We start from the raw sequence: 24,933 nt of genomic DNA on the forward strand, positions 1-24,933 counted from the left end.
AGTGGTGAATTAATTTGAAAAATTCCTACGCTGTTGTTGACTTAGAAACAACAAATGCTAATTGGCATGACAACGGGCGTATTATTCAATTTGGTTGTGCCGTTATTGAAGACGGAAAAATAACTAAGGTCTACAATCAAAAAATTAATCCTCAAGTTCCTATACCTGGCAGAATTACTGCCTTGACTAAATTGAGCGATAAAGATGTCGCCGATTCACCAATTTTTGAAGATGTTGCACCTGATATTTTTAAAATATTAAAGAATCGAGTATTTATTGCACATAATGTGAATTTTGATTTAACTTTTCTCAATCGAGAATTAAAACGTATTGGAATGAACGAGCTTAATGTAAAAGCAATTGATACCGTTGAGTTATCACAAATATTATTTCCAACTATCAGTAGTTATAAATTGCAGGATCTGACGCACTACTTAAGTATCGAACACGATAATCCGCATCGAGCTGATAGTGATGCTTTGGTGACAGCTAAATTATTCTTAATAATTAATAAGCGCCTTCAGCAGCTGCCTTTGCCAACTTTGGAATTACTTACTAAATTAGGTAAGTCGACCTTACGAGAAACTAATTTGGTTTTTAAAAATGTCTTAGAAAAAGTTAAAAACAAAAATAATATTCTGCCAGATTACTTATATGAGAAAAATGGTCTAGTTTTACGCAAGAAAGATTTTCATATAACGGAAAAATTAGATGGTGGCCGCAAGTATCCTGATTCTAAAAAGAAGAAGAAAGAACTTTTAGAAGGAATTTTGGAATACCGCAAAAATCAATCGCAATTGATGGATAATATTTATCAAACTAGTCAGCATCGAAACAAGCAAAAAAAATGGAATTTGATCGAAGCTCCAACAGGGGCTGGTAAAACACTAGGTTATCTACTACCTTTGTCATATTTAATAAATGGTAAACAAAAGTTAGTTATTGCTACGACAACAAAAGTTTTACAGCAACAAATTGCAGACCAGGCTATTCCTTTGTTAAATCAAGTTACTGGCAATAATCATCATGCTGAAATCGTAAAAAGTAGTTATAATTTCATTGATTTGGATCGTTTTTTCGAATCGATCGACAATTACAAGCTACATAGTCATACAGCTATTTTAAAAATGAAAATAATCGTCTGGTTAACGATGACGACAACCGGTGATTTAAGCGAACTTCATTTAACAAATTACAACAGTCCATTGTTTACGATCATCAGACATCGTGGAGCTTTAAAAACTAAGACTTTGTTCAGTGATGATGATTTCTGGCTCTATCAGCAAAATCGTTATCAAGAGTCGTTGATACTTGTAACTAATCAATCATATCTTTCCAGAAATATTGATAGTCCCATTTGGGGTGAAAATTCTTATTTGGTTGTTGATGAAGCAAATCATTTAGCTGATAGTCTAAGAAATGTTGCTTCGCCAACGATAGACTTTTTAAGATTAAATGAATATGTTAGAAAAATCAGTGATATTCTTTATCAAAATAGAGTTACCTTGAGATATGCATTTACTGAAGTCACAACTCAATTATGGAATTATCAGGACTTGCAAGATATGGAAGCACATTTTCAAGTTATCGACGAATTAATGCAAAGGATCGAATATAATATTTTTGACAATTACGTTAAAAATGAAGTCAGTTTTAAAGATAGAGAACAATTTGTTTCGATAATTGACAGCGAACAAAAATTTGGACAAGATAATCTAGAATTAATTGAGCTGATTTCTGATTTAATTGTCGAACTAACTTTAGTAGTTAATCGAATCGATACTTTATTTGATCAATATAATTTTCAAAAGAATTTTATTTCGATCGAACTTTCTAAAATAATCTCCAATTTAATTATTGAAAACAGTAAATTACATGGTGAATTAGGAAATCTTGACAAACTTTTGCAATCACTACAAGTTCCAAGTGATGAATTTGGCGTGCAAATTGAAATGCGCGATTACTATGAACCTAATAGTCTTAAGTTGAGTTGGCGTCAATTTGACATTCAAGCTCAAGTTGAGGCAACTAATGATCGGTTTAGTCAGATTTTTGCTGTAGGAGCTGCTATTACAGTTCAAAAAGATTTTTCGTATTTTATTATGAATTTGCAACTTAGTCAAAATCAGATCAATCAAATGATTATTTTGCCTGATACAAACAACATGTCCAAAAATAGTAAGATCTATTTGCCGGATCAGATAAATGATATTCAATCTTTAAACAGTGACGAGTATTATGATATGGTAACTCACTATATTGTTGAGATATTGAGTGATATGGATCATCAAACGATGATTCTTTTCAATTCATTGAATACATTAAGTCATGTTTACGATCGACTGATGTCAACTACCATCAAAGAAAAATGGGAGATATTGGCACAAGGTGTTAGTGGTTCAAACGAAAAGATCAAGAAACGTTTTGCCATAGGTCAGCGTTCTGTTTTATTGGGTGCCAATTCATTTTGGGAAGGTGTCGACTTTCCAAATAAATCTTTGGAAATACTGATCGTGACTAGAATTCCTTTTGAATCACCTGAACAGCCGGATGTTAAAATTAGACAAGATATTTTACATGAGCAAAAACTAGATGTCTTCAAAGTAGATACACTACCAAAAGCAATACTACAACTTCGACAAGGTCTTGGTAGATTAGTTCGTAGTCCGGAAGATAAAGGTGTAATCTTATTATTAGATAATCGTATTTTAACTAAGAATTACGGCAAAGAGATCCTAGATTCATTGCCAAAGGGTCTTCCAGTCGTCAATGAAAGTATGGATTTAATTAAAAAAGATATAAATGAGTTTTTGAATTAGACAAAAAATTGCTATACTATTTTTGTTGACTAAGTAAAGGAAGAATTATGACTAGAGGCACAAAAATCTTATTAGGTATATCGCTTGTTGTGTTAGCGATAGTATCGGTACTTACTTATATAAATATCTCATTTGCACCTTATTCTAGTGCGAAATCACAAGCTAATAAAATTGCAGAGCAAAAAGCTGAAATAGTAGAACCTGATTATTTTGGCAATTATACTAGAGACAAGCAATATTATTCTGTCGGTGGTTTAACTAGTAAGCAAAAATACCGTTATATTATAATTAATGCAAAAAGTGGTAAAACCGAAATTATTAATAAAAATAATGCACCCGTTCGTAAAGAAATTGTCCAAGGGGTAGTCGATAGATATGATCCCAAAAAGGTATTACATATTAATCTAGGAATTTATAAGGATAAGCCTACCTGGGAGATAGCCTTTAAAAATAAAAAGGGCACTATCGGTTATAACTTAGTAGATTTCAGAACTGGTAAGAGTGTACAAATTATAAATAATATTTAACAAAAAGGAGGAGGGGATTTTTCTCATTCTCCTTTTTTGTCATCTTTTGAAGGGAACGAAAATATGAATGAAGATTTTTTACAGCAAATTATTAATGGCGGATCAACCAATTTAAATAATTTAATTTTAAAAAATTACAGTAAACTAGGTATGACTGAAAAAGATTTAGTCATTTATTTAGTTTTATCAATGTATGCTCAAAAGGGTGTTCAATTTCCAATGGCCAAAAACATCTCTAATGATACTGGAATGGATGAAGCTAGTATTTATACAATTATTCAAGGACTGATCAAATTGGGAATTATTGAACTCAAAACGGTAATTGAAAATCATCAGCAACGTGATATTTACTCTTTAACTCCTATTTATCAGAGATTAAATAATCTATTGCAGCAAGAAAATCAAAGTCAGAAACAAAAGAAATTAATGACTGATACTGAAGAATTATTTAAAAAAATTGAAGTTGAATTTGGACGTCCCATTTCTCCTATTGAACAAGAGCAAGTCCATCAATGGATAGATGGAGATCATTATAGTATCGAATTAATTGATTTGGCTTTAAAAGAAGCCGTTTTAAATCAAGCTTATTCATTAAAATATATGGATAGAATTTTAATTAGCTGGGAAAAGGGCAATATAAAAACTGCCGAACAATTACAAGATAGACGAAAGAGGTTGGGATATTAATGTTAAAAGACGACCAAATAGTATGGGCTATTAAGGAAATGGAAAAAGAAATGGGTCCTGTCGGTCCATCTTTAGATTCAAGGACACCATTTCAATATTTAATATCAGTTATTTTGAGTGCTCAAGCGACCGATGTATCAGTTAATAAAGTGACACCAGTTTTATTTGCAAAATACCCTGAACCTAAGGATTTAATGAGTGCCAATTTAGAAGACGTAGAGAACATTATTAAAAGCGTAGGACTATTTCATAATAAAGCTAAAAACATCATCAAAACAGCTGGAATCGTTCATAAAGAATTAAATGATGTTGTCCCTACAACAAGATCTGGAATCATGTCTTTGCCAGGAGCAGGGCGTAAGACAGCAAATGTTGTGTTAAGTGATGTTTTTGATCAACCAACATTTGCTGTTGATACACATGTTTCGGCCATTTCTAAAAGAATGCATTTCGTTGATCAGAAATCTACTCCTATACAAGTTGAGAAAAAAATTGTTAGCGTATTAAAACCAGAAGAATTACACCGGGCACATCATACAATGATCGAATATGGCCGTAAGTATTCTATGAAATTAGCTCCAGAACAAGAGACTAATCCGTTGATAAAAGAATGTGATCGTTTAAATGAACAAAACTATTTATTAGAGGGCAAATAAAAAAGATCTTCACCTTAAGGTGAGGATCCTTTTTATTTAATTAGAAGTAGTGGAACTACCTTGTGTGGAAGAATTTGATGATCCACCTTGAGTAGAACTATTACCGCCAGTGTTGCCAGTATTTCCGGTATTACCAGTATCAGTTCCAGTACCACCATTTCCACCAGTATTGCCAGTGTTAGTACCACTGTTATTTCCGGTGTTACCAGTATTTCCGGTATTACCAGTATTATTATTACCTGTAGTTCCAGTATTTGAATTGGAATTATTTTCAGAGTTTGTAGTTCCATCTCCAGTTTCTGTATTACCATTTTCGGTACTATTAGTTGAAGTATTAGAATCTGACTCTTCATTATCAGTTGATCTTCGATTAGTAGTTACATCATTGTCACTAGATTCAGATGTACTATTTGATGAAGACGAGTAGCTTTCACCCTTATATGGATTATTAGGGGCATGTCCTTTAACAAATAGTTCTTTGGTATAACTTGAAGAGCTAGGTGATGCGACCACTGGAGTAGTTGAGCCACTGTCTCTAATTCTCAGTGATACTACACTACTTGGCTTTTTCCAGTCGGAATTAGTCTTTTTAGACTTCAGATAAGACATTTCAGCCTTATAAATCTTTCCGGCGACGTTTTGATAAGATTCTGTTATACCTTCAGAATTAGGGGAGTCGTATCCAGTCCATATACTCATAGCATAATTTTTGGTATATCCAGCATACCAAGCATCCTTAGCTTTACCACTAAGTGCAGAATTACTTGCAATGGCACTATCGCCATAATTAGTAGTACCGGTTTTACCAGCTTGATGCAGTCCGGATATATTAGCATATGTAGCATAAGTCTTAGGTACACCTTTTAAAACATCTGTGATCATATAAGCAGTAGAATCTTTCATAACTCGCTTACCTTCAGAATGGTATGAATGAGTTATTCCGTCTGCTGTTTCAATTTTAGATACATAGGTAGGTTTATAGTATTTTCCTCCATTAGCAAATGAAGCGTATGCGGCGGCGTTTTGTAAACTAGATACATCACTACCAATACCTGCAGATAAACCTTGATCAGAGGTTATCTTAATACCTAAACCAGAAGCAAATTTCTTGGCTTTAGAAAAGCCGACTGCTGAAAGTGTTCTTATAGCAGGGACGTTTCTAGAGTTTACTAATGCTTTACGTAAACTCATTTGGCCTTCATATTGCTCATCCCAATCTTTTAAAACAATATCAGTCCCAGGATATGTGTATTCAGTATCTTCCAATTGATGATAAGTTGACCAATTAAGATATTCAATTGCTGGACCATAATCAAGAATAGGTTTCATGGTTGATCCATTACTACGTGTTGTTTGAACGGCACGATTCAATCCAAATTGAATATTTTCAAGATTTCTTCCACCGATCATCGCAATAACTTTTCCGTTATTAGGATCTACAATAGATGCACCAACCTGCATTTTGGAATCTTGGAATTGCACATAATTTGAAGAGTTAACGATATTATAAAGCTTCTTTTGGGCATCATAATCCATGTTAACTGTAATCTTCAAATTATCTCGATAAGGATCAAAGCCCTTTTTCTTAACTTCAGTAATAGCTTCCTTAATATAAGGATCGGCAATAGTTCGACGTGTATTACTGCTGTTTGAGACTTTCTTATATGGTTTCAATCCATCGGTAATTGGTGTATTTATTGCCTCAGTTGCTTCGGATTTGGTGATTTTATTATTATTATACATAGCTGAAATAACAGTATCACGACGTTCTTTAGCAGCTTCTGGGTGGGTATATGGATCATAACTGCTTGGTGCATTTGGCAAACCAGCGATCATTGCCATTTGAGCTAAGCTTAAATGTTTTAGAGTTGTACCATAATAATATTTGGCACCAGTTTCGGCACCGTAGATACCATTATTCAAATAAACTTTATTTATGTAAAACTCTAGGATTTGTTGCTTAGAAAACTTTTGACTAACTTTCATTGCTAACCATGCTTCTTGCATCTTACGTTTGAAAGTTTGATCTTTAGTGTCAGTAGAGAAGACCGTCAATTTAATTAATTGCTGCGTCAAGGTACTACCACCTTGTAATGTCCCTCTGGTTATATTTGTGTACGCTGATTTAACAATACGAACAGGGTCAATTCCTAAAGGTTCATTATAAAAATTTTTATCTTCAATTGAGACCACAGCATCTTGCATTTGTTGTGGAACTTTATCGATCGTTACGTAATTTCTTTTGTTATCTCCAAGAGAAGCAATCGTTTTGCCGGTGGCATCGACAATAGTAGAGGAGCCACCACTTTGCAAGTTTTCTTGACTAACAGTAGGGGCACGTAATGCAAAATAGATAAATATAACTAAAAATATACCAATCAGTATCCCTAATATAACTCCAAGCCATTTCATTAAATTTCGAAAGGTTGAAGGAGTTTTAGGATTTCTTCTATCCTTAGGTGTATTACTCATTATTTCTCCTTCTCATTATCAATTAATTGTTGTACAGCCTCTATATAAGGTAGGGTAGGGTTATACGACGAATTAATTTCGATAGAACAGTCAACAATCTGTTTAAACTGAATTGACTTTGCTCCATCTTGATTTTGATTATCCCAATATGTTATCAGATTTTGGGCAGGCATGATAAAATATCTTTTCAATAAAACATATTTTATGATTACAAAGCAGACACCGCCTTGTTTTTGACAGGCTTTTAAATGATCTATTTGATGCTGATGAAAGTTCTTTAAGGGAAAAGTATTTTTATGTTTCGTCTCCTTAGCTTCAAAATCAACATAGTATCCATTGTAAATTCCGTTATAATCAGTAGTAGAAGCTTGACGAAAATACGCTTCCTTAATAACGGCACGACTTCTTTTGGGATAATCTACTTTTACTATTTGAATAGGTGTAGGCTTTTTATAGATAACCGCAATGTCATGGCTACGATAATACTTGTTGCTTTCGTTGATCTCTTCTTCAAGAGTCATCCCTCTATCACCAAAAAGGATTTTCTTTTTTGTAGAGGATAGTGCTGGTTTATTTGATGGCTGATTGAATTTTCTGCCATCTGGATAGTTTAGGTTCAAAATATCAACTCCCATCTGTGAATTATACCATGGCAATGAAAATATTAATTACTGGAGGGACGCTTAATGCTTAAAAATTTATGGATCACTGGCTATCGTTCCTATGAAATAGGTATGTTTAAAGAAGATGATCCAAAAGCTGAAGTGATACAAAAATTTTTTGAAGAACGTTTAATTAATTATGCAGAAGACGGCACTGAATGGATCTTGACGGGTGCTCAATTGGGAACTGAGCAGATAATTGGCAAAGCGGTGACCTCATTAAAGAATAAAGGTTATAATATAAAACATGCTGTTATGTTACCATTTGCAGAGTTTGGGGATAAATGGAACGACAATAACAAGCGATTACTAAATATTTTTTTAAGAAATGCTGACTATGTCAATAAATTAACAAATATGCGGTATCATTCAGGTAAACAACTAAAGGTATGGCAGGAGTTTATGTTAAATCATAGTGATGGCTCAATTATTTTTTACGATCCAGAGAGTGGTGGCAAACCTCAATATGATTATGAGGCAATGAAAAACTATGTGGATCGTGGAAAAGATTACCAATTAGAGCTTGTAGACTTTGATACTATGCAGGACTTTGCTAATATTATGTATGACAATTAGTTTAATTTATTTTTTGCTATTAAAATAATGCAATGGGGTGTTTTTAATGAACAATATGAATCAGATGAATGGTTATAATCAACAAAATCAATCTCCTGAGGGCGACGACGGTAGTAAGTTTGTTTTAAATTATCAACCAAATGATATTTTGCAAAAAGAATTTAAAAATAAAATGCGTGGCTATGATCCCGTTGAAGTTGACCAATTTTTAGATGGTATCATCAAAGACTACGAAACATTCTCTAATGAACTTGGACGTCTAAGTGAAGAAAACGATGAACTAAAACAACAAATGGGTCCTGGTGGCAATAAACAACAACCAAGAGCAGGATTGAAAAACAATATAAATCCCGCTATGCAACAAGCTAGACAAAAAGCTACTGCTAAAGCTGAAAAACCATCAACAAATTATGACATCTTGAGAAGAGTATCAAATCTTGAAAGACGAGTTTTCGGTCATGATTTTTCTAACGGTGTGCCTGAAGAAGAAAATAATGGCATAAAGCAATTTGCTTCGGCTGTTGTACCTAATAATATGAATCATGATAATTTAGAGAATGGTCACAACAAAATAAACTCTAATCCTATGAATAATAATATGAATCAAGGTCCAATGAATGGTCAAAACAATATGAACAATCAAAATGGATTTAATAATGCACCAGACCATTTTCAAGCAAACCGTCCAAATCCTAATCAAGATATGAATGGCTTTAATAAAAATATGAATAATGGTGGAAATTATAATCAATTTTAGTTATAATAGTTCCATTGGTAAATTTTGAGTAATCGCGGCTTAGTTATCTAAGCTGAGGAAAGTCCACGCCCGCACGGGCTGAGATGCTGGTAGTGTTCGTGCTTGGCCCAATAAGCCAAGGTACCTTTTTGGTAACGGCAACGAAAGCACTAAGGTTTTTAACTATGTGTTATTAGTTTGAAAGTGCCACAGAGACGTAGTGTTGAGAGAAATCTCAGCAGTGGAACGAGGTAAACCCCACGAGCGGGCAACCCAAACTTTGGTAGGGGCGCTTCATAACGAGAAATGAATCTACTGTGAAGGCTTGATTGTAGATAGATGATTACTAACTGTATCGGATCGCCTAGTCGGTACATGAACAGAACGTGGCTTATAGAAATTTGCCCAAGGCAGAGGACGACTTTGTTCGTCCTTTTTTTGTATAAAAAATAAAATTTAAGAGGAATAACATGAAATTAATTGCAACCATGTCTAGTGGTTTTGAATCTATTACAGCAAGAGAACTTCAAGATCTTGGCTATAAAACACAAACTGAAAATGGCAAAGTTTATTTTGAAGGTGAACAAGAGGATATTGCCAAAGCCAATTTGTGGCTAAGAAGTGCTGATCGTATCAAAATTCTCATCGATACTTTTAAAGCTACTACTTTTGATGAATTGTTTGAAAAGGTTTATGCCATTGATTGGGATAACTGGTTGCCGTTGAATGCTGCCTTTCCAATTAAAGCAAGAACCGTCAAATCAGCTCTTCATTCAGAACGTGATATTCAGGCGATCACAAAAAAAGCCATCGTAAATAAGATGGCTGATATTTATATGAGACGTGGAAGATTACCAGAAACTGGGGCAACTTTTCAAATTGAAACTAGGATCCATAAAGATGAAGTTGAAGTAACATTGGATACTACTGGTGCTTCACTTTATAAACGTGGATACAGACAAGAACACGGTGCTGCACCATTAAAAGAAAACTTTGCCGCTGCAATGATCTTATTGACGGTATGGCATCCTAATATGCCTTTTGTTGACCCAACGACTGGATCAGGTACGATTGCGATCGAAGCTGCACGTTTAGCAAAAAACATAGCTCCTGGTATCCAGAGACACTTCTTATTTGAGGATTTTGACTGGTTTGATCCTAAACTTCTAGCAAATCTCAAAGAAGCAGCTAAAGCAGGCGAAACGAATCCTGAATTGAACATTTTTGCTAGTGATATTGATGGTTCTATGATTGATATAGCAAAACTTAATGCACATGATGCAGGTGTTTTACATGATATTGAATTTAAGCAAATTGCCTTAAAAGATTTAAAAATTGAAGGAGATGATGGTGTAGTAATCGCCAATCCTCCTTATGGTCAACGTATGAGTGAAATTTCCAAAGTTAGAGAGTTATATAAAGAAATGGGAACAGTCTTTGCGACTATCCCCACTTGGAGTAAATATATTTTAACTAGTGACTTGGAATTTGAAAAATACTACGGACAAAAGGCTACTAAAAAACGTAAATTATATAATGGTTCTATTAGAACTGATTATTATCAATATTGGACAACTAGACGTCACTAAGAGTGATCTCGTCGATTAAGATCCCAAAGGATCAATCCAATCATAAAAATCGTTAAAATTATTGAAAAAACCCAAGACCATTTCTTATCAGAAACGGGTAAGGGCATATTCATTCCATAAAATCCTGATACGATCGTGGGAATACTTAAGACAATAGTATATATTGTCAGTATTTTCATGGTCGTATTTGTTTGGTTATTTAAAATATTATTGTACGTATTAGCAACTCGATCGATAATATCTGCAGTTAAACTGGCTTGTTCTCTAATTTGTTCAATTTCAATAATTGAATCGTGCAAATGTTCGTGAGAGTCCTTAGTTAGACTAATATCATGAATTTTACCGTTAGAAATTATTTCCATCTGTTTAACTACATTAAAGTTACCATTAATAGATGTACTAATATATGTTATCAGATCTTGTAGATTCGATAATTCAAAGATTTGTGCGTTACTGGAACGTTTGCGCTTGATATGTTCTTGAATTCGATTACGATCATGATTTATTTCATTTATTTTATCATTATAGTCGTTAGACATTTGATCAAAGACGTTAAATATCAAGGACCAAATACGATCATCGGACGAATTGTTTAAATTCTTATCGGCTTTTATAATATAGTCCTTTACGTAATGAGTCTGGTTATTGGTAAATAAAAAGATATTATTACCCTTAACTGCAAAAGAAATGGGTAGTGTGATCTCAGATGCTTCATCGAGGTTATTTTGTTCATTTTGAGCATTGTAAACAATTAGAAACACATTGTTAGGTTCGTCATATTCAAGCCTAGCACGCTCATTAGTATCATCGGCATAGTCGAGAATTTCATTAGTAATTTGGTAGTTTTCGATTAAGTTAGATCGATCTTCATCATTTAGATCCTTTACAGAATGAACATCAATTAGACTAATATCATTATTTAATTTTTCTTGAGTGATCATAATTTGACTCCTTATCGAAAATAATCATAGCATAAATGTTATCTGACTGAAGCATCATAATGAGTAATTATTTTCATATGGACACAAAAATTCCCATATCCAAATAATGAATACGGGAATTTAATATATATTATCTTTTTATGGAGTGAATAAGGTTACTAAATCGTCTTTAGCTATACCCTTAAAGTAATCATCCAAATTGAATTTATCTAAAATTGCTAAAATATCATCACGGTCAAATTTAGTATTCAAAAGTTCTTTCTTCAAATCTGTAACATCTTTCATACCGAAATAGTCACCGTAAATTTGAACATCAGAAATCTTACCATCAGAAACATTGTAACGAATATCAACTGTACCCATATCAAAGTGTTTTCTCTTCTTTGATGTGAAGGCTGGGGATTTACCGTAAACCCAATCCCAATTGTAGTAGTATTTTTCTTTTAGCTTGTCGATCTCTTTTTGGTCGTCTGGTGTTATTACATATTCGTGAGCTTTGATATCTTCAAGATTCTTAGCATGGAATAATTCCAACAATAATCTGTCTCTGAATTCTTCAGTGCTCAAGTTTTGATATTCTTTTGCTAAATATGGACGAAGATTAGTTACACGACTTCTAATTGATTTAATACCCTTAGAAGCAATCTTATCTTTTTGAACATGTAAAGCATCGGTCAAAACATCCAAATCAACATCAAGAGATAATGTTCCGTGTGAGAATGTCTTACCATTTCTTGAATACATTGCATTTCCTGAGAATTTCTTACCATCAACTAGTAAGTCGTTTCTACCAGAAACTTCAGCAGTTGTTGCACCCATTTGATGTAAAGCATCAATGATTGGTTGTGTAAATGATTTGAAATCACCAAAGTTACTATCATCTGAATCTACCATAAAGCTAAAGCAAAGGTTTCCAAGGTCTTGGTATACAGCACCACCACCAGATAGACGGCGAGTAACCGTAATATTATGATCCTTAATGTAATCAGTGTTGATTTCTTCCATGGTATTTTGGTTTCTACCAACAATGATACATGGTCCTTCAATGTAAAACATAACGAGTGGTTCGTTAAATTCAACATTGTTCATCAAATATTGTTCAGTTGCTAAGTTATCACGAATATCGCGATCTTTCATTACAACATAGTACATACAAAGTGCCCCCTCGGCTAATTATTGAAAACGTTTTTATCATACCATATAATTTAGGAATTATATAATGAAAACAATTGTTATTAATGTCTTAGTTTAAGCAATTCTTGATGAACCAAGGTATGAGCAAATTTATTATCTTTGTCGGCAATATGTTTAACAAAATAACTCGGAAAATATTCTAGTTGCTCGAGTATTAAATCTAAAATTTCTTGGTAATGTTTAGAATATCTTTTTGTGATACTATCAGTTAAAATTTTACTATCCGAATGAATAAATAAGATGTCGGATAAATTCATTTCAATAATTTTTTTAAGAGCTTTATTTAAAGCTAAAAATTCTAGATAGTGATTATCAGTAGCTGGTGTCTGTTCAACAAAGGTTGTTGTCTTGTCATTTTCTCTTATTACATAAGCAATGGCAGCAATATTTAAATTAGTATTTAAACCAGCGTCGGTGTACAATCTAATCATATTATCAAAAGCCTTTCAGGAGAGATTATGAAGAAGTATTACGTTCAACCCACGGGATCATGGGGTATTATTATTTGGTCTTTAGCATTAAGTATTATCTTTTTTGGGATAATTATGCAATTAGAAATATTTGCATTAAGTGTTGTACCTTTCATTATTTGGTTTGTCGGGATCGTTTATGTTTTTTATGTGATATCTAACTCTTGGATCAAAGTATCTAAGGATCAAATTATTGTCAAAGAACCCAACTACTACAGGGCAAGAATTTTCGATCGTAAAGATGTCAGTTTAAACTTTCTTAATGAACGATTCATTATGATAAATTTTGAAAACCACAATTACTTCCCAATAAAAGTTATTTCAACAAAAAAGGTTTTATTGTCAATTAAGAGAGAAGCGGGTGGGATAAATGTCATTTCCAAGTGATATTGAAATTGCTCAAATAAACGAGCACGATAATATGAAAAATATTGAAGAAATTTCGGGCCTATTAGGACTCGATACAGAGGATATTGAACCATACGGTCATTTTAAAGCTAAGATTTCAAATAGTGGAATTAGAAAAGCCATGAAACAAGATAATGGAAAGCTTATTTTAGTTACTTCCATTAATCCTACTCCAGCAGGAGAGGGCAAATCGACTGTTGCCATCGGATTAGCTGATTCTATGCAATCTGTTGGTGAAAAAACAGTCTTAGCCTTAAGAGAACCATCGCTAGGACCCGTTATGGGTATGAAAGGTGGTGCTACTGGTGGCGGTTATGCTCAAGTAGTACCTATGGAAGATATCAACCTGCATTTTACAGGTGATATGCATGCTTTAACTAGTGCAACTAATACTTTGGCTGCATTGATCGATAATCATTTACATCAAGGTAATCAACTAAATATAGATCCTAGAAGAATTATCTGGAAACGAGTTTTAGATATAAATGATCGTTCTTTAAGAAATGCTGTGATAGGTATTGGCGGACCTACAAGTTCTATACCACGTGAAGAACATTTTGAGATCACTGTTGCTAGTGAGTTAATGGCAATTCTTTGTTTATCTCAAGATCTAGACGATTTAAAAGAACGTATTTCCAAAATTTTGATTGCCTATACTTACGATAAAAAGCCAGTATTTGTCCGTGATTTAGGTGTTGAAGGAGCTATAACTGTTCTATTAAAAGACGCTCTAAAACCTAATTTGGTACAAACACTAGAAAACACTCCGGCTATTGTCCATGGTGGACCATTCGCCAATATTGCCCATGGTTGCAATAGTATTTTAGCAACTAAATTGGCAATGAAGCTTGGTGATTATGCAGTTACAGAAGCTGGATTTGGTGCCGACCTTGGTGGAGAGAAGTTTCTTGATATCGTAACTCCAAAATTAGGTCATACACCTGATGCCATTGTTATTGTAGCAACAGTTAGAGCACTTAAATATAATGGTAAGCAAAAATTAGATGAATTAAAAGAAGAAGATCTAAATGCTTTAACAGTCGGATTTAAGAATCTAAAACGACATGTTCAAAATATGCGTTATTACCATATTCCTGTTGTTGTTGCTATCAATAAATTTGAAACCGATACTGATAATGAGATTAAATTACTAAGAACTCTTTGTGAAGGTCTTGGTGTTGATGTCGCAGTCGCTGATATTCATCATAAAGGTAGCAAAGGCGGTAAAGAATTGGCTCGTATGGTGATACGTGCAACTGACAAAGATGCCAACTACACCAGATTATATGATGATGCACAACCTACAGTCGAAAAAATTGCTACGATTGCTTCTGAAATTTATGGAGCCAATAATGTTGAATACAGTAAGAAAGCTGAAAATCAACTAAAAGTACTAAAAAATAACGTTTGGGACGAAATGCCCATTTGTATTGCGAAGACACAATACTCACTTAGTGACGATCCAAAATTATTGGGAAGTCCAAGAGATTTTACTCTACATGTAAAGGAGATTGTTCCAAAGTTAGGTGCAGGCTTTATCGTAGTTCTTACCGGAAATATTTTGACAATGCCAGGTCTACCAAAGAAACCTGCTGCTATGAATATGAATATTGATAACGATGGAACAATTAGTGGATTATTCTAATGCCGGCAATTTATGCTATTGTTTTAATTTTACTAGTTGTAGGAGATCAAACTCTTAAACTTTATGTAGTTAATAATATTGCTACATTACATTTTCAAGAAGTGATCCCTGGTATTCTTTCATTAACACATATAACGAATACAGGTGCAGCCTGGAGCATGTTGGAAGGAAAAATGATATTCTTCTATATTGTGACAATTATTGCTGTTGTAGTTTTGATTTATCTATTTATCAAAGCTCCTAAGATCAACTATACATATCGATTCTCATTGATTTTTCTGTTGGCTGGTACAATCGGTAATGCTATCGATCGCTTTACTCAACATTATGTTATTGATATGTTTAGTTTTGATTTTATTAATTTCCCAATCTTCAACTTAGCGGATACTTACATAACCATTGGAGTTATTTTAATAATAATTTCATTAATTTTTACGTCAGCAGGTGATCAATATAAGCACTAAATTACAATTAATCTTTGATGAAGCTAAAAAGGCACGTCTTGACAATTTTGTCAGTGAAAATTTAGAAGATCAAACAAGATCACAAATTCAAAGATATATTAAAGACGGTAACATTTTAATAAATAATAACGTTGCCGAAAAAACAGGTTCTAAATTAACTAAGGGTGATGTAGTCGATATTACTATTCCCGACGAAAAACCCATTGAGGCAATTCCTCAAGATATTCCTTTAGATGTTATTTATGAAGACGATGATGTTTTAGTAGTTAACAAACCACAAGGAATGGTCGTTCATCCAGCAGCGGGACATCCGGATCATACATTGGTAAACGCAATTTTATATCATAGTAAAATCAACGATAATGATATTTTGCGACCCGGGATAGTCCATAGAATCGATAAAGATACTTCAGGATTATTGATGGTTGCTAAAGATGACTTGGCAAAACAGTCTTTAATGAAGCAGTTAAAAGATAAAACTAATTTAAGAGAATATTTAGCAATTGTTCATGGTAACTTCAAAGAAACCAATGGGAAAATCAATGCTCCGATCGGACGCTCGAAAAAAGATCGTAAAAAACAAGCAGTCATCGATGATGGTCGATCTGCAGTAACTCATTTTACTGTTTTAGAACAATTTGATGGATATTCATTGCTAAAACTCAAATTGGAAACCGGCCGAACTCATCAAATAAGAGTTCATATGAAATATATCGGTCATCCAGTTGCCGGAGATCCGCTTTATGGACCTAAAAACACTTTACAGGGGCATGGACAATTTCTACATGCGCAAACATTAGGATTTGAACATCCAAGAACTCATAAATGGCTAGAATTTTCAGTTGAACCACCAAGAATTTTTCAAGAAACTTTGAATAAATTGCGCAGTTGACAGGCGTAACTCAGTGCTATAATCTGAAAATAAGGTTATGTGAGAAAAATTATAAAGATCGCTCACAAAAGTGAGTGGTCTTTTTTATAAGGAGAAGCTTTATGGCTAAAGAAATAATTGACGGACAAACAATGACACGTGCATTGACTAGAATTACTTATGAAATAATAGAACGAAATAAGGGAATTGATGATTTGGTATTAGTTGGCATCAAAACTCGTGGTGTGTTTGTTGCTCATCGAATTGAATCGAGATTGAAACAACTTGAAAATATTAGTATTCCGGTAGCAGAACTTGATATCACACCATATCGTGACGATATGACTCACGAAGAAATTGAAAATATTACTGTTCCACCTTTGGATATCGATATTGATAAAAAACATATTATTTTAACTGATGATGTTTTATATACTGGTAGAACAATTCGTGCAGCCATGGACGCGCTAATGAAATTTGGTCGTCCCAAGAAGATTTCTTTGGCAGTCTTAGTTGATAGGGGACACAGAGAGTTGCCTATTCGTGCTGATTTTGTCGGTAAAAATATTCCCACATCACAGAAAGAAAAGATTCGCGTTTCTATGAAAGAAATCGATGGTGAGAATAAGATCGAAATCGAATAATTTGGAGGAGTTCCTTTAAATATGAAACGATATCTAATTTTAGAAGATGGAACCGTTTTTCCCGGTGTTGGTTTTGGTTCTTCCATCATAACTACCGGTCAATTAGTCGTCTCAAATAACAGAACGGGTATTGAACAGTCAGTAACCGATCCAGATTCTGAAGGTCAAATTATAGCATTTACAGTCCCTGCAATTGGATTATCAGGTATAAATAGAGATTTTTATGAATCAATCAATTCTCAATGTAAGGGAGTTGTTATTGGATCATCCAGTTCAGCAACCGTTGATGGATCGATTCCTTTTGGTGAATGGATCGAAACACTAGGTATTCCAGGCATTAAAAATGTTGATGTCAGAGCATTATCAAAGCATATTTCTGAACATGGCGAGATGAAGGCAAGCATCATGGATACTCATGATGAACATGCAATTGATCAAATCAAGGCATTAGTATTGCCGCCAGATCTGGTCAAAAGAGTGTCGACTAAACAATCTTATCCTAATCCAAATATGGGATTGAAGATGGTTGTAGTAGATCTAGGACTAAAATATTCAATTTTACGTCAGTTATCATATCGTGATTGTAATTCAGTAATTGTAAATTATAATGTCTCTCCAGAGGAAGTCGAAAGTTTACACCCTGATGGAATTATTTACTCAAATGGACCTGGTGATCCTAAGGATCTACCTCGAACTATAGAAAACATTAAAGTTTTACAAAAAAAATATCCAATTCTGGGAATTGGACTAGGTAATCTATTAATCGCCTTAGCTAATGATTGTAAGATCGAACTATTAGATCAACCACATCATGAATCATCATTAGCCGTAAAAGAAGTTGCCAGTGGAAAAATCGATTTTGTGAATCACAATCATTCATATACGATCGATCCAAAATACATAAGTGCTTCTGACTTTATCGTAACGAATATTTGCGTGGCTGATGGTAGCATTGAAGGAATGCGACATGAATATTTACCAATTATGTGCGTATTATTTGAACCTGAAGCAGCACCTGGTCCAACAGATGGATATTATGTTTTTGATGAATTTATTGATTTAATTAGTTCAACTAACAATCAATATGGAGGTGGAGATCGTTGGCAATAAGCGAAGTACATAATATTTTAATTATTGGACCAACAGCTAGTGATAAGAATGTTGATTTATCGACGGCTCTTTACGATACGGTCGAAATACTTCATAAACTAGGCTATAAAACCTCGATCATTGTTGAAGATCCAACCTCACTACTATCATCAGGAGAATTTTTGGACCGAGTAATTGTTGAAAGAGTTACCGGAGATAATATTTTAAAGTATTTGCACGATTATCATCCAGATGCTATTTTACCAACGATCGGTGATAAAAATGCACTTGGTATCGTAGCTAGTTTGAACGGAAAAATAAGTAATATAAAGATTTTAGGAACTAATTATTTAGCATCGCTAGCTACATTTAAACGTGAATTGTTTATAAAAAAGTTAAGTCAAAACGACTTGCCGGTCATAAATTTTGTTTCTTCAGATGATGAAACTGAAATTTATAGTTTTATCAGAAAAATCGGCTTTCCAATAATTGCGAGAAGGAAATATTCTAACCGTCATTTCAGCGGTTGGACTAATATCAATAATTTATTTGAATTAGATAATTTTATGGCTTTGGAAGATTTGGAAGATACTAAAATTGAAATTGAACGAAGTATCCGTGGTTTTAGCGAGTATTCTTTTACAGTTATGCGTGATCGTTATGAAAATGCGGCTTTAGTTGGGACGATCGAAGATATTGAGCCAATTGGAATTCACCATTTGGATTCTAATTTAATTTCACCAGCAGTTTCTTTAAATGACTCAAAATTACAAAAATTACGTAATTATTCTATTAAATTAGCCCAGTCATTTAATATTATTGGTGCATGTACAGTGCATTTTGCATATAATCATAAAACTAATGAGTGCTATATTACCGAATTTATTCCAAGATTAAGTGAAGAAACTAAGTTCTTAGAATATGCAACGAGTTATCCTTTAGCAACAGTTGTAGTAGAACTTAGCCTAGGTTATCACTTAGATAAAGTCCAATTAGATTCAGGTAGTAATTTCAATGGTGCTACTGAACCATTTGTAGATCATATAACATCAAGATTTCCGCTTTGGACGGATCCTAAGCAACGTTACTTAGGACCAAGTAAGACCTCAAATTCAAGTATCGTCGTTAATGGATTTAGTATTGAAGAAGTTCTTAATCGTGGTGCATTGAATGATAAGATAAATGATAATCTTGAACGATATAATTCGCTTCGCAAACTAAATGATGACGAACTATTTGAAAAGATAATTCATCCAACTAATTGGATGCTGGATGTCTTATTAGAGGCTTTAAGAAGAAAATTCGAAATACCTGTTTTATCTGAGATCACAAGTATCAATGTACCTTATCTAGTAGCTTTACAAAATGTCATTGATAATAGTGCTGTTATTAGAGATGACGAAGTAGATAAAGATAACATTGAAAGACTAGTCGATTACGGTATTAAAGGTGTTGGTAATAGCAAATTGCTGATGGACGAAAACGACATTGTGACACATACTGTCATAAAGAGTAAACGTTCGATCGGTGCATCTGGACCAGGATTTATGAATCATAACTACTTTGTTACAAGCGGTATCTCAAACGATATTGAATTCAATGACCGTAATAAAATTATCGTCAGATCTCCAATCATTACTTCTAAAAGAGATATTATGGTCCGTCAATTTGTCTTGTTACAGCTAGTAAAATCTATTGCTCAAAATGGATTGGAACCAGTCGTTATCGGACGTGAACCTTGGACGGCACCTTTATCTGTTCGTTTCAGTGTACTTGAAATAGATGATCCTCATCGAGAAATGCGTGATTTAAACTTGATCCCGGATAATAAGATTTTTAAAGTGATTGATTTTTCTAAATTTTGGAATTTAGATACTTCAGATAGCGAAAATGATGATGTTTTCCCAATAAATGCTAGGGAGATTAAGAATGTAAATATCACCGGTGATACGACTATTAAGGTTATGGTCGTAACTGATGGTACGAATTATCTAGCACCATCAATTATTTATCGAACGGTTAAAAATTCGCAAACATATGAAATCAGTGATTTTAACAATTTTTTGAGTGTTGCTAACAAAGATGAAATACTCAAAATTATTAAGCATGAGTTAGATTTATACAAAGAGATAAACATCTTTAACTTAGAGATCGTTAAAAGAAATGATCATTGGATAGTGACAAAAGTATATGAAGGTATGACCGAGGACATCATTCGTCATGAACTGGCTAGTTCAGTGCACGTCATTGATACACTAGTTAAATTAATTTTAGGTAATAAAATTGATGAGGGACTAAGTCTTGATGAAATATTCAAAAATTATGACTCAAATTATTTAGTTACTACTAATGATAAAAAATTCCAGCTATTAGATTATGATGGAGTAGAAAAACTACTTGAAAGTATATAAAAAAGAAGGCTAAATTAGCCTTCTTTTAATTTGCCTACTAAATTTCTATCTGGATCTACGAGAATCGTTTTCTGACCTTCAAATATCACAAACCCTGGTTTGGCACCATTAGGTTTTCTGATATTACGTACTTGTACATAATCAACAGGAACTTTATCCGAATCTCTTGCTTTAGAATAGTACGCTGCAATTTTTGCTGCTTCAACAATTGATTCTTCATCAGGATCGCTATCTTTTAAAATAACATGAGAACCGGGAATATCCTTAACATGAAGCCAATAATGATTTTTTTGAGCCAACTTCATTGTTAATTTGTCATTTTCAATATTATTCTTACCAACAACCATTTCGATACCATTAGTTGTCATGAATTTTTCACCGACAGTTTTTTTACGTTTTTTACGACCGTTCTTACGCTTCTTCTTAATGTATCCAGACTCAATTAACTCTTCTATAATACCGTCAACATCTTCAATATCCACGTATTCCAAAGAAGCTAAAACAGATTCGAGGTAATTTATCTCGTTGGTAGTAATTTCTAACTGTTCTTTAATATGTGGGATAGAATTTTGCAACTTACGGTACTTTTTGTAGTAATTTTGGGCATTATCTGAAGGAGAGTATTCAGGATTTAGTTTGATAGTCACTTCTTCATTATTGTAATAATTAGTTAATTTAATAGATTTTGAGCCACGTTGTATTTTTGACATGTAAGTAGTCAGCAATTCCCCGTAAAGATTATATTTATCCATAATCTTAGTTTGACTCAATTGTTTGTTGAGTTTTTTAACCTTAGATTTATCCTTTTTAAGGATTACACTCAATCGATGAGTAATACTCTTAGTTTGTTGCTCAATACGATCAATACGCGCACGGTCCAAGTAATAATTATCTAGTAATTCACTCAAATTATCGTAATTTACTGCATTTTTAGTAGTCTTATTAAATAAAATTGGGAAAAATCCTAGTTTGTTATTCTTAATAAAATGTGCCGCATTAGGAGTAGGGGAGTCGTAACTATTTATGATTTTCTTGGCATTTTCTAAATCAGCAAAAATTTCATCTGATGTATCGATTCCAATTCCCTCAAACTTCTGACGAATATCTCCGGCAGATTCTAAATTATCGAAGTCAGCTTGTTCAGAATCGAATGGATTAATTTTATCCTGCTTTGGAGGTAATTTATAATCGTCATTTGGTAAAAGACCTCTAAAACTATTGTTTTCCGGAGAAACTCGTTTGATCAGATCAATAATTTTACCGTTTTCCTTATTGATTAAGAAAATATTACTATGGCGGCTCATGATTTCAGTGATCAAAGTATACTCGTGAATATCTCCTAACTCATTTTTGGCACTCAGATCGATCATGACAATACGATCATTGTTTAATTGATGAAAACCTTGAACAATAGCACTAGTGATATATTTCCTCAAAGACATCACAAAAGTAGCTGGTTTGGCCGGATTTTCAAATGGTTGTTTGGTAATTTGTACTCGAGCATAACTAGGATGTGCTGATAATAGCAATTGTTGATTTTTACGATTACTTCTAACCGTTAAAATCAATTCATTTGCAAAAGGCTGCTGAATTTTAGCAATACGACCGCCTGTTAAGTTTTGATTTAGTTCATTTACCATTGCATGGGTAAACATTCCGTCAAATGACATATTTAAGTTGATCCTCTCTTATAAAAAATAATAAAAAAACAAATTTTGCTTTTTGCCGAGTGGTAAAAATTTTGCAAAAGTAATATGATATAATTTAATGGTCATACAACCATTATACGTAAGTAAAACAAGGAATTGATAATTTTATGAAAATAGCCATCGTTACAGATAGTACATCATACCTACCACAAGATATCGTCGATAAATATCATATAACTGTTGTTCCAATCGAGGTAGTTTTTGATAGTAAGACATATCGTGAAGATATTGATATAACGACTTCAGAGTTTTATGAACTCTTACAAAGATCTAAAGAATTGCCATCCACAGCACAACCTTCAATCGGTGAAATGATGAATATCTATGATAAATTGGCCAAAGAAGGCTATGATACCGTAATTTCTATTCATTTGGCAAGTACAATTTCAGGATTCGTTAATAATTTAAAGAGTGCCGTATCATCAATTAATAATATCAAAGTTGTAGCCTATGACTCATGGATCACAGTTAGATTGATGGGGTATATGGTCCAAGAAGCAGCTAAAATGGCCCAAGAAGACAAATCTCTTGACCAAATAATTGAAAGACTAAATATACTTAGAGATTCTATGGGTGAATCATTCGTAGTTAATGATCTTAAGAACTTGGTTAAAGGTGGACGTCTATCAAATACATCAGCTGTAATCGGCACAATGTTAAATATAAAGCCATTGTTGGAATTTGATACTGAAAGCCATAAAATTGTCGCATACGATAAAGTACGTTCAATTAAAAAGGCTAAACTAAAAGCCGAAGAAAAGCTAGAGAAAGCCATTGGAAACTCTAAATATCCGCTAAGATTATTAGTTATTGATGCTGATGATAAAGAATCGGGTGATATCTGGGCAAAACACATAAAAGAACGTCATCCAGAGTTAACTTTGGATAGATCATATTTTGGACCAGTTATTGGAGCTCATTTGGGTAAAGATGCGCTAGCCATTGCCTGGATAAGAGATTTTGAAAAATCATAATGAAATTTATTTTTAAAAGCCTAAAGGCTTTTTTATTTTGTCCAAGTACATTAAAATATAGTTTATAGATATTTAATTTTTTTATTGTTATTTTCCTATCAGGAAAGGGGATTATTATGTTTTCAAAAATTAAAAAAATAGCTGTTCTATTGGCTTCAGGGGTACTATTGTCAACATCATTTAGTACAACTGCATTTGCTGATACGACAACAGACTCCGATACAGCGGTTTCAACAGCAACAAACAATACAGACAATGGCAACAGCCAAGTAAATGCAAATGATTCAAATACTGATAATAATGGTTCAACCACTAACAACACTGATAATCAGTCAGCCGTAACTCAATCTAGTGCTAGTGATATTGATGTAAGTGCTGTTAAAGCAGCAATGCTAACTGAAATAAATCGGTTACGTGCCCAAAATGGATTGAATCCCTTAACCTCAGTTGATGTATTAAATACATATGCACAATCAAGAACAGATAGTTTTACTAATACTGGTGTCGATGATCACGCTGGATGGAATTCAGCAAATATGTATCCATATAATCAAAGTGCAGAGGAAAATATTGCTCAAACTCCCTTCTCGATTTTAGGAACTACTGATCCAACAACTATAGCTCAAAAGATTACAACTGAATTTTACGTAGAGAAGTATGATCCAGAACCAAACTATGGTCATCGTAAGAATATGTTAAACCCATACGTTAATTACATTGGTATTGGTGTAACAGTTGCAAATGGCATGGTTTATTTCTCACAAGAAATTGGTAATGATAAAGCAGCAAATGATAAAAACAATTCTAATGACATGTACAACTATTATTTAACAAATAATAATGATTTTGCGAACGTATCAAACTATGATCTAGCTGATTCTGCTCGTCAAAGCACTAATGATGATTACATTTCAAAAGATAACTATACAATAATGGATCTTCGTGGTGGTGTAACTACTAAGGGAGATTATGTAAGTATCTATGATAAAGATGGAAACAAATACGATAGTATTGCACTACAGCCACATACAGATTGGGCTTCAGATTTAATAGCAATCATTAACAACAATATCTATTTCCATGTGTCAACAAACGGGTTTGTTTTAGCAGATGATGTATTGCCTTGGGCAACATTCTTAGCTGGAACAACGGTATCAACTAACACCGATGCTCAAATCTATGATGATTATGGAAATCCAACTGGTCAATATTTACCTGCAGGTTCTGATTGGATAACTGATCGTCGTTCTACAAACTTAATGACTGGAGCTAAAATGTATCGAGTTGGTACAAATGCTTGGTTAAGAGCTGCAGATTTATCATATTAGTATAAAATTTAAAGACGTTTAAAAAACGTCTTTTTTTATTGGTTTGAAATGAAGGGGATAG

The 24,933-nt window shown here is 33.4% G+C and carries 21 protein-coding genes, 1 other RNA gene and 1 pseudogene; 17 read left to right on the forward strand and 6 right to left on the reverse strand.

Annotated features, from left to right (window positions below; translation table 11 throughout):
* The first annotated feature begins 14 nt into the window (after window positions 1-14).
* The 4 genes from EKM77_RS01655 (at window position 15) to EKM77_RS01670 (ending at window position 4,689) form a co-directional block, all read left to right on the forward strand.
* Window positions 15-2,819 carry a helicase C-terminal domain-containing protein gene (locus EKM77_RS01655; protein WP_125591998.1) on the forward strand — a complete coding sequence of 935 codons (2,805 nt, stop codon included), beginning with the start codon at window positions 15-17 and terminating at the stop codon, window positions 2,817-2,819.
* 47 nt (window positions 2,820-2,866) lie between these two features.
* Window positions 2,867-3,346, forward strand: coding sequence for a cell wall elongation regulator TseB-like domain-containing protein (locus EKM77_RS01660; protein WP_125592000.1), 480 nt, complete (start codon window positions 2,867-2,869; stop codon window positions 3,344-3,346).
* Window positions 3,347-3,409: 63 nt separating this feature from the next.
* Window positions 3,410-4,033 (forward strand): DnaD domain protein, encoded by a 624-nt coding sequence (locus tag EKM77_RS01665; protein ID WP_125592002.1) that lies wholly within the window; start codon window positions 3,410-3,412, stop codon window positions 4,031-4,033.
* A complete protein-coding gene (locus EKM77_RS01670) occupies window positions 4,033-4,689 on the forward strand; it encodes an endonuclease III domain-containing protein (protein WP_125592004.1) in 657 nt (218 codons plus the stop codon). The genes EKM77_RS01665 and EKM77_RS01670 overlap by 1 nt, the downstream gene beginning before the upstream one ends.
* Before the next feature lie 36 nt (window positions 4,690-4,725).
* Here the strand turns inward: EKM77_RS01670 and EKM77_RS01675 are convergent, their stop codons facing one another.
* Window positions 4,726-7,161, reverse strand: coding sequence for a transglycosylase domain-containing protein (locus EKM77_RS01675; RefSeq protein ID WP_125592006.1), 2,436 nt, complete (start codon window positions 7,159-7,161; stop codon window positions 4,726-4,728).
* Window positions 7,161-7,781 (reverse strand): Holliday junction resolvase RecU, encoded by a 621-nt coding sequence (gene recU / locus EKM77_RS01680; RefSeq protein ID WP_125592702.1) that lies wholly within the window; start codon window positions 7,779-7,781, stop codon window positions 7,161-7,163. The genes EKM77_RS01675 and recU overlap by 1 nt, the downstream gene beginning before the upstream one ends.
* Before the next feature lie 66 nt (window positions 7,782-7,847).
* On the opposite strand from recU, the gene EKM77_RS01685 reads away from it, so the two are divergent.
* The 4 genes and pseudogenes from EKM77_RS01685 (at window position 7,848) to EKM77_RS01700 (ending at window position 10,724) form a co-directional block, all read left to right on the forward strand.
* On the forward strand, window positions 7,848-8,399 hold the full coding sequence (locus EKM77_RS01685) for an SLOG family protein (protein WP_125592008.1): 552 nt from the start codon (window positions 7,848-7,850) through the stop codon (window positions 8,397-8,399).
* A gap of 172 nt (window positions 8,400-8,571) precedes the next feature.
* A pseudogene (gpsB, locus tag EKM77_RS11210) lies at window positions 8,572-8,871 on the forward strand (cell division regulator GpsB); the annotation flags it as partial.
* Window positions 8,872-9,176: 305 nt separating this feature from the next.
* Window positions 9,177-9,534, forward strand: an RNA gene (gene rnpB / locus EKM77_RS01695) — RNase P RNA component class B.
* Window positions 9,535-9,605: 71 nt separating this feature from the next.
* Window positions 9,606-10,724 (forward strand): THUMP domain-containing class I SAM-dependent RNA methyltransferase, encoded by a 1,119-nt coding sequence (locus tag EKM77_RS01700; protein WP_125592010.1) that lies wholly within the window; start codon window positions 9,606-9,608, stop codon window positions 10,722-10,724.
* On the opposite strand, the gene EKM77_RS01705 is transcribed toward EKM77_RS01700, so the two are convergent.
* The 3 genes from EKM77_RS01705 to EKM77_RS01715 form a co-directional block, all read right to left on the reverse strand.
* Window positions 10,721-11,665, reverse strand: a complete 945-nt coding sequence (locus EKM77_RS01705) for a magnesium transporter CorA family protein (RefSeq protein WP_125592012.1) — start codon at window positions 11,663-11,665, stop codon at window positions 10,721-10,723. The two genes, EKM77_RS01700 and EKM77_RS01705, sit on opposite strands and share 4 nt — an antisense overlap.
* A 138-nt stretch (window positions 11,666-11,803) precedes the next feature.
* Window positions 11,804-12,817 (reverse strand): lipoate--protein ligase, encoded by a 1,014-nt coding sequence (locus EKM77_RS01710; protein ID WP_125592014.1) that lies wholly within the window; start codon window positions 12,815-12,817, stop codon window positions 11,804-11,806.
* Window positions 12,818-12,900: 83 nt separating this feature from the next.
* On the reverse strand, window positions 12,901-13,290 hold the full coding sequence (locus tag EKM77_RS01715; protein WP_125592016.1) for a reverse transcriptase-like protein: 390 nt from the start codon (window positions 13,288-13,290) through the stop codon (window positions 12,901-12,903).
* 27 nt (window positions 13,291-13,317) lie between these two features.
* On the opposite strand from EKM77_RS01715, the gene EKM77_RS01720 reads away from it, so the two are divergent.
* The 7 genes from EKM77_RS01720 (at window position 13,318) to EKM77_RS01750 (ending at window position 20,861) form a co-directional block, all read left to right on the forward strand.
* Window positions 13,318-13,716 carry an EbsA family protein gene (locus EKM77_RS01720; RefSeq protein WP_225425166.1) on the forward strand — a complete coding sequence of 133 codons (399 nt, stop codon included), beginning with the start codon at window positions 13,318-13,320 and terminating at the stop codon, window positions 13,714-13,716.
* Entirely contained in the window at window positions 13,700-15,382 is a 1,683-nt protein-coding gene (locus EKM77_RS01725) for a formate--tetrahydrofolate ligase (RefSeq protein WP_125592020.1), read from the forward strand. The genes EKM77_RS01720 and EKM77_RS01725 overlap by 17 nt, the downstream gene beginning before the upstream one ends.
* A complete protein-coding gene (gene lspA, locus EKM77_RS01730) occupies window positions 15,382-15,846 on the forward strand; it encodes a signal peptidase II (protein ID WP_125592022.1) in 465 nt (154 codons plus the stop codon). Before EKM77_RS01725 ends, lspA begins: the two co-directional genes overlap by 1 nt.
* On the forward strand, window positions 15,836-16,738 hold the full coding sequence (locus tag EKM77_RS01735; RefSeq protein ID WP_125592704.1) for an RluA family pseudouridine synthase: 903 nt from the start codon (window positions 15,836-15,838) through the stop codon (window positions 16,736-16,738). The genes lspA and EKM77_RS01735 overlap by 11 nt, the downstream gene beginning before the upstream one ends.
* Before the next feature lie 101 nt (window positions 16,739-16,839).
* Complete coding sequence (gene pyrR / locus EKM77_RS01740; protein ID WP_125592024.1) at window positions 16,840-17,361, forward strand: bifunctional pyr operon transcriptional regulator/uracil phosphoribosyltransferase PyrR; 522 nt, start codon at window positions 16,840-16,842, stop codon at window positions 17,359-17,361.
* Window positions 17,362-17,382: 21 nt separating this feature from the next.
* Window positions 17,383-18,471, forward strand: a complete 1,089-nt coding sequence (locus EKM77_RS01745; RefSeq protein WP_125592025.1) for a carbamoyl phosphate synthase small subunit — start codon at window positions 17,383-17,385, stop codon at window positions 18,469-18,471.
* Window positions 18,462-20,861 (forward strand): ATP-binding protein, encoded by a 2,400-nt coding sequence (locus EKM77_RS01750; protein ID WP_125592027.1) that lies wholly within the window; start codon window positions 18,462-18,464, stop codon window positions 20,859-20,861. Before EKM77_RS01745 ends, EKM77_RS01750 begins: the two co-directional genes overlap by 10 nt.
* A 14-nt stretch (window positions 20,862-20,875) precedes the next feature.
* Here the strand turns inward: EKM77_RS01750 and EKM77_RS01755 are convergent, their stop codons facing one another.
* Complete coding sequence (locus EKM77_RS01755; protein ID WP_125592029.1) at window positions 20,876-22,531, reverse strand: Rqc2 family fibronectin-binding protein; 1,656 nt, start codon at window positions 22,529-22,531, stop codon at window positions 20,876-20,878.
* A 146-nt stretch (window positions 22,532-22,677) separates the two neighbouring features.
* Here EKM77_RS01755 and EKM77_RS01760 point away from each other — a divergent pair, with 146 nt between their 5' ends.
* Together EKM77_RS01760 and EKM77_RS01765 are read left to right on the forward strand one after the other, a co-directional pair.
* Window positions 22,678-23,544 carry a DegV family protein gene (locus EKM77_RS01760; protein WP_125592031.1) on the forward strand — a complete coding sequence of 289 codons (867 nt, stop codon included), beginning with the start codon at window positions 22,678-22,680 and terminating at the stop codon, window positions 23,542-23,544.
* 116 nt (window positions 23,545-23,660) lie between these two features.
* Window positions 23,661-24,872: a CAP domain-containing protein gene (locus EKM77_RS01765; RefSeq protein WP_125592033.1), complete on the forward strand. Its 1,212-nt coding sequence runs from the start codon at window positions 23,661-23,663 to the stop codon at window positions 24,870-24,872.
* The last annotated feature ends 61 nt before the right edge of the window (window positions 24,873-24,933 follow it).

The organism is Companilactobacillus baiquanensis (assembly GCF_003946605.1).
In the GTDB taxonomy this organism is placed as follows: domain Bacteria; phylum Bacillota; class Bacilli; order Lactobacillales; family Lactobacillaceae; genus Companilactobacillus; species Companilactobacillus baiquanensis.

What these genes read in the sequence shown, in the direction of transcription:
- EKM77_RS01760 (WP_125592031.1), top strand. Translation starts at nt 22,678, where the DNA reads ATGAAAATAGCCATCGTTACAGATAGTACATCATACCTACCACAAGAT.
- EKM77_RS01665 (WP_125592002.1), top strand. Translation starts at nt 3,410, where the DNA reads ATGAATGAAGATTTTTTACAGCAAATTATTAATGGCGGATCAACCAAT.
- lspA (WP_125592022.1), top strand. Translation starts at nt 15,382, where the DNA reads ATGCCGGCAATTTATGCTATTGTTTTAATTTTACTAGTTGTAGGAGAT.
- EKM77_RS01720 (WP_225425166.1), top strand. Translation starts at nt 13,318, where the DNA reads ATGAAGAAGTATTACGTTCAACCCACGGGATCATGGGGTATTATTATT.
- EKM77_RS01745 (WP_125592025.1), top strand. Translation starts at nt 17,383, where the DNA reads ATGAAACGATATCTAATTTTAGAAGATGGAACCGTTTTTCCCGGTGTT.
- EKM77_RS01670 (WP_125592004.1), top strand. Translation starts at nt 4,033, where the DNA reads ATGTTAAAAGACGACCAAATAGTATGGGCTATTAAGGAAATGGAAAAA.
- EKM77_RS01700 (WP_125592010.1), top strand. Translation starts at nt 9,606, where the DNA reads ATGAAATTAATTGCAACCATGTCTAGTGGTTTTGAATCTATTACAGCA.
- EKM77_RS01755 (WP_125592029.1), bottom strand. Translation starts at nt 22,531, where the DNA reads ATGTCATTTGACGGAATGTTTACCCATGCAATGGTAAATGAACTAAAT.
- EKM77_RS01715 (WP_125592016.1), bottom strand. Translation starts at nt 13,290, where the DNA reads ATGATTAGATTGTACACCGACGCTGGTTTAAATACTAATTTAAATATT.
- EKM77_RS01660 (WP_125592000.1), top strand. Translation starts at nt 2,867, where the DNA reads ATGACTAGAGGCACAAAAATCTTATTAGGTATATCGCTTGTTGTGTTA.
- pyrR (WP_125592024.1), top strand. Translation starts at nt 16,840, where the DNA reads ATGGCTAAAGAAATAATTGACGGACAAACAATGACACGTGCATTGACT.
- EKM77_RS01705 (WP_125592012.1), bottom strand. Translation starts at nt 11,665, where the DNA reads ATGATCACTCAAGAAAAATTAAATAATGATATTAGTCTAATTGATGTT.
- EKM77_RS01765 (WP_125592033.1), top strand. Translation starts at nt 23,661, where the DNA reads ATGTTTTCAAAAATTAAAAAAATAGCTGTTCTATTGGCTTCAGGGGTA.
- EKM77_RS01685 (WP_125592008.1), top strand. Translation starts at nt 7,848, where the DNA reads ATGCTTAAAAATTTATGGATCACTGGCTATCGTTCCTATGAAATAGGT.
- EKM77_RS01725 (WP_125592020.1), top strand. Translation starts at nt 13,700, where the DNA reads ATGTCATTTCCAAGTGATATTGAAATTGCTCAAATAAACGAGCACGAT.
- EKM77_RS01675 (WP_125592006.1), bottom strand. Translation starts at nt 7,161, where the DNA reads ATGAGTAATACACCTAAGGATAGAAGAAATCCTAAAACTCCTTCAACC.
- EKM77_RS01710 (WP_125592014.1), bottom strand. Translation starts at nt 12,817, where the DNA reads ATGTACTATGTTGTAATGAAAGATCGCGATATTCGTGATAACTTAGCA.